The sequence below is a fragment of the Lachnotalea glycerini genome (genome assembly GCF_003201285.1).
Lineage (GTDB): Bacteria > Bacillota > Clostridia > Lachnospirales > Lachnospiraceae > Lachnotalea > Lachnotalea glycerini.
On sequence record NZ_QICS01000001.1, the window covers coordinates 448664 to 461688 of the forward strand.

Consider the following 13025-nt stretch of genomic DNA (forward strand, 5'->3'; position numbering starts at 1 on the left):
GAGTTCAAACATTAACCCTTTGAACTCTTTTATTCCTTAAGTGTGATAAAATGTCACTCATATAATCTTTATATTTTTATCTTTATTCTATTTGTAATGCCCAGTTAAAAAGGTCATATATAGATAATTTTACGATATCTTTTATTACATTATCTGTATTACATTTGGCACATAAAGCTACACAATGCATTTTGTCCAATTGTCCTTTTAAGAAAACATAATCATATTCAAGGTTCTCTTCATGATACAAGTAAATTTTGTTCTCCTTTTCCTCAAAGCGAAAAGAATCAAGCGCTATACCAAGTCCCTTTCCGACAGCCTTAATATAGCTTTCCTTTAAGGTCCATAAGGAACAAAAAGCATAGGGCTGATTGTTAAGTGGCTGCTGCATGATATAGGAATACTCCTGATTTGTAAAGAAACGTTTCGCCAAATCTATATTACCATGAGCTACCATTTCAACATCAACTCCAAGAGGAATATCTCCAATTCCACATACAACCCACTCTCCAGAATGAGAAATATTAAAATAAATGTCTTGGTATTTGGCCAGATACGGTTTACCATATTCATTATATTGAAATGTTACATCCTTCTTTGACAACTTGTAATGCCAGCATAATGCATATCTTAATACAATTTCAGCCATCAAGCTGCGCACTTTATCCTCTTCAAATCTATACTTATCTATTTTAGTTCTTCGTTCCTCAGAAGCAATCTGATAAAATATTTCATATTCTCTTTGCTTCAAACCTTCTGAACAATTAATTGCATATTGAAATACCATATTATCCCCTTAATTAATTTATTTCCCGTTGATATCTTGTTATCCTATCATATAAAATTGTAAAAAAACACCCATATAATCTTAAATATATGGATGATTCTTATGATTTACTTAAAAATATTTATGATTTCCCCAGAGATTACTTTTCTTTAAATCTAAATATTCATTATATGCTTTTTCTAAAATTTGCTTTTCATTTGAAAATTTTAATAGATGATAGGCCTCATGAAATTTATAGTAACCTGAATCTATAAAAAATTCTTCACGCTGTGGTTTGCTGTAATAACTATCAGCCATCATTAAATACCAATGAACATCTTTTGCAACTGTATCCTCAGGAACAGTAAATGTATATTGACTTTTTCCAATATACTTGATAATTGCAGCATTCACTCCGGTTTCTTCTAGAACTTCTCTGGCGGCAGTATCCTTAAAATCTTCTCCCTCTTCCACAGTTCCCTTTGGTAAAACCCAGCCTTCATATTTGTTCTTAAAATTTTTATATAAGACTAATATTTTGCCCCGAAATATAACCACACCGCCACAGCTAGTTGCTTCTATCATTGCAATCCCTCCTGTATTATGGTGTGTCATCTATGACTGATTATAGTATAACCTTTTTGGCATTTCCATGCAAGCAATTAGTTATAATAAGCGTCAAAAATTTTCTTGGCGATTGGTACCGCATATTCGCTTCCTGCTCCTGCCTCTTCCACTACAATGCTCACTACGATTTTAGAATCCTCTACCGGAGAAAACCCTACAAACCATGCGTGGCTTTGACCCTTTACATTTCCATATTCGGCAGAACCTGTTTTACCTGCTACTGTATAGGACTGTCCGCTAAGCTTTGTTGCTGTCCCATTCTCGACTACATTTTGCATAAAATCTTTCAAAATAGCGGCTTCTTTCTCTGATATTATTGTATCATATGCAGAATCCTTGTATTTTTTGACGACTTTTCCGTCATAATTTTCTGTATGATCCACAAGATATGGCTTCATCATAACCCCATTATTCGCAATTGTCTGCGTAATCAATGCCATATGAAGAGGTGAAACAAGCGTTTCACCCTGTCCAATCATCGTCTGCATAATATCATAGGTTTCAGCCTTATTCGTTAAAGTAAAACTACTTTTATTATATACCATGGAATAAGGTAGTGCTGAATTAAACAGAAATTCATTACACAGTTTTGATAATGAATTAATGTTTAACTGCAATCCAATATTTGCAAAGGAAGAATTACAAGACTTTGCAAAAGATTGATACAAATCCTCCGTTCCATGAACTGTATTATGGTAACAGTTAATGGTACTGTCATCGATAACAATCTTTCCACTGCATTCATAAGTATAATTTTCATAATCAGGATTTTCCCTGATATATTCCATCAGTGTTAATATTTTAAAGGTCGAGCCAGGTGGATATTTTCCCTGCGTCGCTCTGTTTAAAAGAGAGCTATCCTCTGTATTATCAGTGGCTACCAAACTGTCCCATATTGTATCAATATCATTTGGATTATAGTCTGGCTTTGAAACCATAGCAAGTATCCTGCCTGTATCTGCCTCCATTACAACGACTGCTCCGTTATTACTTCCAAGCGCTTTGTAAGCCGTTTCCTGAAGCTTACTGTCAAGCGTTGTAACGACATTATCTCCTGTATTTTTTACTCCCTTAAATTCCTTGATGATGCGTTCCATAAGTGGTGCATTTGAGGTTAATAAGTTGAAATTCATTAACGATTCCAATCCCGCTTTTCCTTTGGATGCGTATCCCACTACATGAGCATACATATTATCATAGGGATATTCTCTTGATTCCGTACCATCCTCACTTACCACAGTCTGTGCCAGAATTTTGCCGTCGGAGGAAACTATCTTACCACGTATTACCTTTTTAGCAAATAAATCTTGTCTTGTATTGTAGGAGCTATTAATAATACTAGGGCTTTTAACGATATTAAAATAAACAAAATATCCCATTAGCAAGACAAATAAGCCTACAAATATATAAGCAACAATAGAAAGCTCTTTATTATTTCGATTCTTGCTGTTGTTTTCTTTTTTTAGCTGCCTGTTTTGTCTTTCTTGCAGCATCTGCTTTAATTTTTTCAACCTTTTCGTCCTCTTCCTGCTTCAATATATATAATCCCTGAATAATAGCAAACATAATCAATGTACTTAAAACAGAGCTTCCGCCATAGCTTACCAACGGAAGAGTTACACCGGTAAGTGGTATAAACTTCGTAACACCACCGATTGTTAAGAATACCTGAAAGCCATACATAAGGGCAATTCCCAAAGCAACCATTCTAAAAAAGCGCTCTTTTGCCTGCATTGCAACATTCATAAACATCACAAAGCAGCTTATACAGATTAAAATGACACATAAGCCAAATAATCCACCCAATTCTTCCACAATTGCAGAAAAAATAAAATCCTGATCGACTACCGGTATTGTATTCGGAATTCCTTGATACAAGCCCATTCCAAACCAGCCCCCCGTACCAATCGCAAACAAAGACTGGCTTAATTGATACCCTTCATTTTCAATTACACTAAAGGGATCTTTCCAGGCAATCACTCGTACTCTTACATGGCTAAAAAGCCTATATCCAATAAATGCGGCAATTGCACCTGATAAAAGGCCGCCTGTCAAATAAAGGTATTCCTTGGTTGCTACGTATAGCATAAAGGCATATGTTATAAAATAAATCAAAGCACCGCCTAAATCCTTTGAAGCTACCAAAATCAGCACATGAAGTGCTGCCAGTGCTGTCACAATAAGTAGCTGCTTTAGCTCCTGAGATTTACTAAGCAGCGCTGCCACAAAAAATACATATGTTATTTTAATAAATTCAGATGGCTGAAGTGATACTCCTGCAAAGCTAAAGGATAATTTCGCACCATAACTGATGCTTCCTGCAACTGCAACAAGACCAAGCAGTCCTATCCCTATTCCTGCATAAACAAATCCAAGTCTGTCCAGAAACTTAATTTTTTTAAACAAATAAGGTATTAACATCGTTATAACCATAGAAACAATTACAATTTTAAATTGCTTGATTGATTTTGTATAAGATAATCTGGTTAAAATAATAAAGCTGATGGACAACAGCATACACATATGGTTGATAAGCAGCTTTGATGAGCGAGGATATATCACGCGATATAGCGCAATTACCGCAGATAAAAATACCACTTGCAACAGATAAAAAAATACAATTTCTATCTGATTGGTTGACAAAAATAAAATAAGATACGCCATAAAATGAATCGCAAACATAAGGTGGTTTTGAACTCTTAAAATATTTTCTTTTTCTTTTTCATCCGTGATGCGAAATATCACAAAGCCTTTGTAGGTATACACAGCTATTGCAATTATAATTAAATATCTTGATAATTCTATTAGAATGTTTGTCACTTTAACACCTACTCTATTCCTCTTCTAAAATGTCCTCTTGTAAAGTTTTCAAAATCATTTTTAACTGATTTATGATAAATAAAAGAGTCAATATATTTTCGTATAATGGCTGAAATATCTTTTGTGTCCTCAATTGTAAAATTCAAACGAAGACTCTTTGGCTTTATTGAACAAATTTCTTCCTCATAATCCAATAATACAAGGGGTTGACAATTATATATCACATTATAACAGTATTTACAATGGTTTCGTACAAAAAATTGCTTATTCATTCTATCTTTCAAAAATAGCTTTGTGCTGTTTTTGTCACACCCCTCTATCGTCTTATGAACACATTGTGCTGAAACCATGACAGGTAGATAACCGTAAACAATCAGCTCACTCTCTTTTACTCCTCTTTCCAAAAGCTCCTTATAATTTAATTCAACCGGAGCTGTATCATAGGAAATATGATTGTCCATCCAAAAACTATGTGACATCTGATTAAAGGTGTATACATTATAATCAAGTACAAGTTCTTTCTTATCATATAACGATTTTAAATAATCAAATTCTTCATAATTTTTAATTAAAAAACCATCAAGTTTTTCATTTATCAAATCTTGGTAGTTAAAAGAACTTATTTTCTTCGTATTTCTGAAAATATGCGGTAAGCTTAAGAAGCATTTCTTACCTGCCTGATGGCATAAATTTATATAATAATCAATCGGTTTTTCCAGCATATTAACATCAATATAGACCGTTTGCACTTCTCGAAATTTTAATACCTCCGTCAAATAACTTTCTTTCTCAATATAAACGTTGAAAGAAGTTATAACCGGCTTACCTTTTAACTCAATGTTTCTGTTAATGTAATCCGTCTTCCTTAAAAAAGCATCTTCTCGTCTATACTGCTTTAATATCTTATTTTGCAATACTTCTAACGCATTTCTTCTTAGCTCATTTATACTTTGTACCGGAATAAAAATATTATCGTCCATTTGAATATCAACCTCCTCAAATTCAAATGGAGTACTTCCTGTTTTGGTTATCTGCTTATAAATTCTCTCCTTGTCCATGGGCTGTTTGTTTGCATTTTCTACTGTATTTCCCCATGCTTCTGCTTCCACATTACCATATTTTACAACTAGTCTGGCCGGTCGCCCTGTTGACAAGGTTAAACTTCCATTGATTTTTTCTTTCGGCTCCAATACCTGATATTCTTCCAATTCCTTATTCAGCACTTCGTTTCTAGCCCTTTTGACCGGCTCCTTAAGCGTTATCATATTCCTTGCATTATGTTCTTTATAATATCCTTGATTGAAACCGCATCGATTAAAAATATCTTCCAGCTCTTTTTTGTCACTATTTAATACTTGGTAACCCTTTCTACCATTTATTAGATAGTGATCGATATATTTTCTATATATGCGTACTACGCCTGCCGCATACTCAGGCTTTTTCATTCTTCCCTCTATTTTGAAAGAGTCAATCCCTGCCTCAACCATATCTGGTATCAAATCAACCGTACACATGTCCTTGGGACTTAAAACATAGGTTTCATTCGTGCTGTTAATCTGCTTATTATCTTTCATCACTTTATATGGAAGGCGGCAAGGCTGTGCACATCTGCCCCGATTACCACTTCTCCCGCCAATGAAACTGCTTAACAGACATTGACCAGAATAACAATAACACAAAGCACCGTGAACAAAGCTTTCAATCTCAATATCTACTTGATTATGAATTTCTTTTATTTCATGAAGCGACAGTTCTCTTGCCGTTACTACTCTGGAAGCTCCCATATCCTTAAGCATTCTTGCCCCTTCCACTCCACATATTGTCATCTGTGTACTGGCATGAATTGCTAATTTAGGAAAATTAGCTTTTATAAACTGAAATACACCAATATCCTGCACAATTACTGCATCCAGTCCATGTTCATAATAGATATTTAAATAATCAAATAGTTTATTATTCAATTCATTATTTTTCAGTAAAGTATTTACAGTAAGGTATAGCTTTCTTCCGTGTATATGAGCATAGTCAATGGCTCTTTTCATCCCTTCGGTATCAAGATTATTTGCATACGCCCTTGCTCCGAATAACAGACCTCCTATATAAACTGCGTCTGCCCCAGCATGAATCGCTGATTTCATTCCATCAAAGGAACCAGCCGGAGCAAGTAATTCTATTTTTCTATCATTCATCCTGTCATCCTCATACATAACTGGCTGTTACATGCAATGCAACAGCCAGTTATGTATTATTCTTCCTATGGGAAGTTTATTCTTTACGCACTATTTTTTATTGCTTGGCTTCTAGTTTAACTATTGTTTTTTGTAACTCATTTATTTCCTTTTTTAAAGCATCTATCTTTTTTTCGGCTTCCTCTGCTTTTAACTTTTCATTTATCAGATCATGCTTGAAATTATACATTTCCTTATCTTTTAGAGCAATTTCTCCTTCCAGAAATTCTGCCTGCTTTTTGGCTTTAAAATAATCATCTGCTATATTAAGCTGAATATACATATTTTGTATGTCAAAAGACAGATGATTAAATCCTTCTGTTTTGGTAATTTCAGAAATCTTATGATTAATGTAACTGCCTATCTGCTGCAAATAAGCTTCACTTTCATATCCACTTAGTGTTAATACCTTGCCGCCTATAATAACATCTATATTATTCTTAACTGCCATAATAATAAACCCCATTTCCCATAATATGAAAAGTATTTTCCATCACCGATTATTTTTCATAATTCATAGACTTCATTATAAACCACTCTAAAGCGTTTCGCAAGCATAACACTTGCAGAAGATCCCTTTTCTATGCTTTGTAGCGGTTTATCCATTGAGTCCTAAATGATGATATGCAAGTGTTGTAACCACCCGTCCTCTTGGTGTTCGGTTGATAAAGCCGTTTTTGATTAAATATGGTTCATAGACATCTTCAATCGTACCTGAATCCTCCCCAATTGAAGCAGCCAATGTGTCAAGTCCGACAGGACCTCCCTGAAATTTCTCTATCATAGTAATTAAAATAGTACGGTCAATATGATCCAGACCATACTTATCTACATCCAATAAATCCAGCGCAAATCTGGCAACCTCTTCGGTAATAACACCATCATATTTAACCTGTGCAAAATCTCTGACTCTTTTTAACAATCGGTTGGCTAATCTTGGTGTTCCTCTGGAACGTCTTGCCAACTCTACGGCACCCTTTTGATCCATTTCAACCTCTAGCACCTTAGCAGAACGTGTAACAATCTCTGTTAATTCCTCTGTTGTGTAAAATTCCAGTCTATGAACCACACCAAAGCGATCTCTTAACGGAGCGGATAACAAACCTGCTCTTGTAGTTGCCCCCACTAAAGTAAACTTAGGCAAATCAAGTCGGATCGAACGAGCCGTAGCACCTTTACCAATAATAATATCAATTGCATAATCTTCCATGGCAGGATACAAAACTTCCTCTACCTGTCGGTTCAGACGATGGATTTCATCCACAAACAACAAATCTCCCTCTTGCAGATTATTAAGGATTGCTGCCATCTCTCCCGGCTTCTCAATCGCTGGTCCTGAAGTAACTTTGAGATTCACATTCATCTCATTTGCAATGATTGTGGCAAGTGTTGTCTTTCCAAGTCCCGGAGGTCCATAAAAAAGCACATGGTCAAGTGATTCCTTTCGCTGCTTTGCAGCTTCAATATATATCTTTAAGTTGTCTTTCGCCTTTTGCTGTCCGATATATTCATTTAAAGTCATGGGACGCAAATTACTGTCAATTTTTAAATCTTCTTCTGTTAATTCAGTTGTAATAATTCGTTTTCCCATCATTTATTTCAATCCTTTATTTATAAAAATGTTATTTTTTTTAACGCGGCTTTCAAAATTGCCTCAGAATCTAAATCGTCTGTTATATCAGCTTCTTTTACTGCTCTTAATGCCTCGGAGTTTGAATATCCCAGTGAAGTTAATGCAAGTATTGCTTCGCTTTTTGCATCATTTTTAAGATTACTTTCCGATGTAGCGATCTGATTGTTTTCAAGCCTTTGTTCAAACGCATCTTCTAATTTAAGCTTATCCTTTAGTTCTATAATAAGCCTTTGTGCTGTTTTTGTTCCTATGCCAGGTGCCTTTGAAATCGTTTTCACATCATCGGATAAAACTGCAAAGCGTATATCATCTGCTGAAAGAGCTGAAAGTACTGCAAGTCCGCCTTTTGGACCAATTCCTGATACTCCGATCAAAAGTTTAAAGACCTTTAAATCATCTCTGGTCATAAAGCCAAATAGACTGATAGCATCCTCTCTGACATGCATATAGGTATATATTTTTATTTCTTGTCCAATTCCTGGAAGGCTTGCTGCTGTCTGATTGGATATTCGTATATTATAGCCAATATTGTTTGCTTCAATAATAATTAAATCCTCTTCGATTTCGATTATGTTGCCCTTTATATAAGAAATCATATGCGTTCCTCCCTCGTCTTGGTTTTTAATAATTTATTGTGCAATAACATCTAACTCATTTTCTTTTGCATCAATCACTGTTATTACCACCTTATGGGGCAGACAAACTATGGTTTCCCCTGTTTTATCGATTGACTTTTGATGTACACATAGTTTATCCGGGCAATTGGCTTCTTCCATCTTTGCCTTTTGATCCTTAATCACTAAAGTATTAGTACCATATTCACTTTCAATTTTAATAGTAGCATCCTCAGTTAACTTATAGGTGCCATATTCCTTTCCATCTACTGTAACAATAACTTTTCCGCCCGTTTTATTTATTAACTGTATTGCAATAAGGCATATAACTGCAACAAGAAATAAGATTCCAATTAATTTAAAATCATTTTTCTTCATTATACTTCAACAACCAGGTATCTGCCGCTAGGCAGCTTAATTACCTCATCACAATTTTCTATATCGTTTAGTGACATTCCCTGTACATCTACACCAACCTCATCAAAATACACCTTAATTTCCTTTTGAGAGTTGACTACAATTGCCATACAATCTTCTAAAAACTCGTCTGCTTCCTCTAAGGTTTCTGCAACATTTTCCTTATAAATTTGCTTTTGCTTTTCCAAAAAGGTTTTTAAACATTCTTCATCATAATGATACATAACCAATTCTCCTTATAATAGTTTCTTTAACTCTTTTAATACGCCATCCTCATAATAAGCCGCTGCAATATGCTTTGCCACAGCCTTTAATTCCTCTCTTGCATTTTCAACGGCAAAGCTTTCACCAGCATGATTTAGCATTCCCACATCATTAAGATTATCTCCAAAGGCCATCGTTTCTTTTTTCTGTATCGATAAAGCGTTTTGTATGGTTAGCAAAGCATTTCCTTTATCCACCTGGCTATCCATAAAATCAAGCCAATCTGCACCCGCCATGACTACCTTTAGTCTGTTTTCCCACTTAGGTATCAAGATTTCCTCTGCAATTGTCCTGATACCATCTGCTTTAAACAATGCAATTTTGATAATATCTAAATCTTCCTTTAATACATCATCCACTTGTTTAATTGTATTTTGATAACCATAAACTAACAAATCCTGAAATTCCTTATTTCTAGATTCAATATACATGCATTCGGGTGTTGATACGGTAAGCATAACATTTTTGTCTTGCAATTGCCTCACCTCAAGAATCAATTCTTTCACCGTCTCTTTATCCATAGTTGACTTAAACATTTCTACTCCGCGGCACTTAATGTAGGCACCATTTTCTGCTATAAAAATAATATTATTATGTATTGGATCAAATAATCTTCGAATACTCGGATATTGTCTGCCACTTGCCGCTACAAATACAATTCCTTTTTTCTTTAACTTCATAGCTGTTTCAAAGATTTCAGGGTTAATATCTGTGGAACCGTCTTTTACTAATGTTCCGTCAATATCTGTTGCTATTAGTTTTATCATAGTTATTTAATCTCTCCATTCAATACCTTTGCGAGGATATCCTCAACTCTGTTTGTTGAAAAACGAGATAAATTTATAATATCCTTTTTTCCACTATTCATAGCATAGCTATAACCAGCATTTTTAAGCATTTCAACATCATTGTAATTATCTCCAAAGGCCATCGTCTCTTCCGGTAAAATATGAAAGGTTTCCTGCAAAACTTTCATTGCATTACCCTTATTTGTTCCAAGGGATATCATATCCAGCCACTCCGTTCCTGAAGTAACCACTGTAACTTTATCTTTCCATTTATCTCTAAAATATTCTTCTGAATTGTTAATCCCTTCACGTTCATAGACTGAAATTTTTAAATAGTCCTCTGTTACTTCCAAAATATCTTTTACGATTGTGACATTATTTTTTACGATATACTGCATTCTGTGTGCATACTCATTTGTTTTTGGCTCCAGATAAGAGGTATTCATGCCTGACAGCAAAATTTCACAACCTTCTTTTTGACGTATATCAACTAAAATTTCTTCACCTAATTCCTTATTAATAATCGTTTTATGTAAAATTTTTCCTTCATTGACTACTAAAGCTCCGTTTTCGCAAATATAGGAAATCTCATTCTTAACCGGTTCAAAGAGTCTTTGCAAATTAGCATATTGCCTGCCACTTGCCGCTACGAATACAATTCCCATTTCTTTCAGTCTTTTTATGTATGGTATGACCTGCTCAGTAAGCTGTTGTGCGCCATTTTGAAGAAGCGTTCCGTCTAAATCGCTTGCAATTAATTTAATCATTGTATTTCCTCTATCTCTAATAATTCTAATGGAGAATCTATAATATAATCTGCATGATTCTCTATCAGCTCCTGGCGATCCCGAAAGCCCCATGTAACACCAACGGTAAACATATTTGCTGCTTTCCCGGTAAGCATGTCTGTATCTGTATCTCCTATATAAAGGCATTCATTTGTAAGCAAGGAAAGCTCATCTGCAATAATTAATGCCCCGTCAGGACTTGGTTTTTTATTAATATGATCGGATTGTCCTATAATTATGTCAAAATAATTTTTACCAAATATGGTTTCTACAACATCCACCGCCCGATTATGAGGCTTATTTGATAAAACAGCTAATTTAATATTTTTATTTTTGAGTTCAATAAGCAATTCCACAATACCGTCATAAGGTTTTACCATATACATACAATCTTTAGCAAATAAATCCTGAAACCTTTGCTTTACTTGCTCAAAATAAAAAAGATTGGTGTCACCGGCAGCAATTAAGCTGCGCTTAAGCATCTTATCAGCTCCATCACCTGCAAACATCTTATATGCTTCAACAGGATTGGGATTAAAACCATACTCTTGTATGGCACGATTAGCTGAATATGCAATGGATTCAACTGAATCAGTCAATGTTCCGTCCAAATCAAAAATACATGCTTTATACATTTGTCATTCCTCCTACTATGCCAAAAGATTGATACCATTGTTGAGTAATGTCTGATAAAGCATTGCTACAGGCAAACCTACCACTGTATTGTAATCACCCTTAATCTCTTTAATATATACAGCTGATTTACCCTGAATTCCATAAGCACCTGCTTTATCCATAGGTTCTTTCGTATTAATATAGCTGTATATTTCTTCATCTGTCATAGAATAAAAGCTTACATCCGTAACGGAATAAAAGGAATAAACCTGATATTCGCCTTTTTGTTTGTCAATTACGGTAACTCCAGTATAAACCTGATGAGTGTCTCCCTGCAAGAGCTTAAGCATCCGATAAGCATCCTCTTCATTTTTAGGCTTTCCAAGAATCTGTTTCTCCTTTGAAACAATGGTATCGGAACCAATGATAATAGTATTCTCATACCGCCTTGCTACATCACAGGCTTTCTGAAAAGATAAATCCACAACTACCTTAATAGGATCTGTGTCTGATATCCTTTCCTTGCAGGTACTCGGGTCTACCGTAAATTTTACACCAATTTGTTCCAATAATTCCTTGCGTCTTGGTGAACCAGACGCTAATATAATTTGGTACATTTTTATCTCCTTATTTTATATAAACTAATCGGTTAAACTAATATAAACTTATCAATTACATGCGCCACACCATCTTCGTCATTACTATAAGTAATATAATCTGCGGCTTCCTGAATTTCTTTTTGCGCATTGCCCATTGCTACACCCTTACCTGCATATTGTATCATAGTTAAATCATTATATCCATCACCGCAGCTAATCATTTGTTCTCTCGACATATGAAGTGTGTCCAAAAGCTTTTCAAGGGAATGCGCTTTATCAATATGCAAAGGCATAATCTCTAAGAAAAATGGCTCAGAACGGTAAATACTAAGTTTGTCACCAAAGCGAAGCTTCATTCTCTTTTCTACCTTTGCCAAATATTTTGGCTCTCCTGTCATCAGGCACTTATTGATTGGATAATTAATATATGAAATAAAATCATCAACCGCTTTGATCGGCATATGATTAATTTTACTCTCTTTTTCAATATATTCATCTATTTCACTTGCTGTAATAATTGATGTATCATCATACGAAATAATCCCGACCTTTTCTTCAATCGCAGCTTGATAAATTTCTGGTAGTAGCTCTAATGGAATTACCTTTTGAAAAATAACCTCATTGTTATTACAGTTAATTACTTTTGCACCATTAAATGATAAAACGAATCCTCCAAATTGATCCATCAGCAGTTCTTTTGCCAAAGGCATTATGCCTGGCGTAGGTCTGCCGGAAGCTAAAACAATATGGTGTCCTCTTGCCTGAGTATTTAAAATTGCTTCTTTTGTTTTTTTTGATATTTCTTTTTTAGAATTAGTTAGTGTTCCATCAATATCCAGAACCAGCATTTCATATGCCATAATTTT

15 protein-coding genes are annotated in these 13025 nt (G+C 34.8%); all 15 read right to left on the reverse strand.

The features are described from left to right. Positions 1-82: 82 nt before the first annotated feature. Positions 83-787, reverse strand: coding sequence for a 4'-phosphopantetheinyl transferase family protein (locus tag C8E03_RS01825; protein ID WP_110290130.1), 705 nt, complete (start codon positions 785-787; stop codon positions 83-85). A 111-nt stretch (positions 788-898) separates the two neighbouring features. Beyond that, a complete protein-coding gene (locus C8E03_RS01830; RefSeq protein ID WP_094378162.1) occupies positions 899-1351 on the reverse strand; it encodes an NUDIX hydrolase in 453 nt (150 codons plus the stop codon). 77 nt (positions 1352-1428) lie between these two features. Further along, positions 1429-2886: a peptidoglycan D,D-transpeptidase FtsI family protein gene (locus C8E03_RS01835; RefSeq protein ID WP_408609907.1), complete on the reverse strand. Its 1458-nt coding sequence runs from the start codon at positions 2884-2886 to the stop codon at positions 1429-1431. Further along, positions 2825-4213, reverse strand: coding sequence for an FtsW/RodA/SpoVE family cell cycle protein (locus C8E03_RS01840; RefSeq protein WP_094378161.1), 1389 nt, complete (start codon positions 4211-4213; stop codon positions 2825-2827). The genes C8E03_RS01835 and C8E03_RS01840 overlap by 62 nt, the downstream gene beginning before the upstream one ends. A gap of 8 nt (positions 4214-4221) precedes the next feature. Then, entirely contained in the window at positions 4222-6402 is a 2181-nt protein-coding gene (locus tag C8E03_RS01845) for a U32 family peptidase (protein WP_110290131.1), read from the reverse strand. Positions 6403-6499: 97 nt separating this feature from the next. Then, entirely contained in the window at positions 6500-6895 is a 396-nt protein-coding gene (locus C8E03_RS01850) for a cell division protein ZapA (protein ID WP_094378194.1), read from the reverse strand. Between the two features lie 144 nt (positions 6896-7039). Beyond that, a complete protein-coding gene (ruvB, locus tag C8E03_RS01855) occupies positions 7040-8032 on the reverse strand; it encodes a Holliday junction branch migration DNA helicase RuvB (protein WP_094378193.1) in 993 nt (330 codons plus the stop codon). Positions 8033-8052: 20 nt separating this feature from the next. Further along, positions 8053-8670, reverse strand: coding sequence for a Holliday junction branch migration protein RuvA (gene ruvA / locus C8E03_RS01860; RefSeq protein ID WP_094378159.1), 618 nt, complete (start codon positions 8668-8670; stop codon positions 8053-8055). A 33-nt stretch (positions 8671-8703) separates the two neighbouring features. Beyond that, positions 8704-9066, reverse strand: a complete 363-nt coding sequence (locus C8E03_RS01865; RefSeq protein WP_094378158.1) for a NusG domain II-containing protein — start codon at positions 9064-9066, stop codon at positions 8704-8706. Next, positions 9066-9329, reverse strand: a complete 264-nt coding sequence (locus C8E03_RS01870; RefSeq protein ID WP_110290132.1) for a glyoxalase — start codon at positions 9327-9329, stop codon at positions 9066-9068. Before C8E03_RS01870 ends, C8E03_RS01865 begins: the two co-directional genes overlap by 1 nt. Positions 9330-9341: 12 nt before the next feature. Beyond that, entirely contained in the window at positions 9342-10136 is a 795-nt protein-coding gene (locus C8E03_RS01875; protein ID WP_094378156.1) for an HAD family hydrolase, read from the reverse strand. A gap of 2 nt (positions 10137-10138) precedes the next feature. Next, entirely contained in the window at positions 10139-10924 is a 786-nt protein-coding gene (locus C8E03_RS01880; RefSeq protein ID WP_110290133.1) for an HAD family hydrolase, read from the reverse strand. After that, positions 10921-11580, reverse strand: a complete 660-nt coding sequence (locus tag C8E03_RS01885; protein ID WP_094378154.1) for an HAD family hydrolase — start codon at positions 11578-11580, stop codon at positions 10921-10923. The genes C8E03_RS01880 and C8E03_RS01885 overlap by 4 nt, the downstream gene beginning before the upstream one ends. Before the next feature lie 15 nt (positions 11581-11595). Beyond that, positions 11596-12177, reverse strand: coding sequence for a Maf family protein (locus C8E03_RS01890; RefSeq protein WP_094378153.1), 582 nt, complete (start codon positions 12175-12177; stop codon positions 11596-11598). Between the two features lie 32 nt (positions 12178-12209). Then, complete coding sequence (locus C8E03_RS01895) at positions 12210-13019, reverse strand: Cof-type HAD-IIB family hydrolase (protein WP_110290134.1); 810 nt, start codon at positions 13017-13019, stop codon at positions 12210-12212. Between the last annotated feature and the right edge of the window lie 6 nt (positions 13020-13025).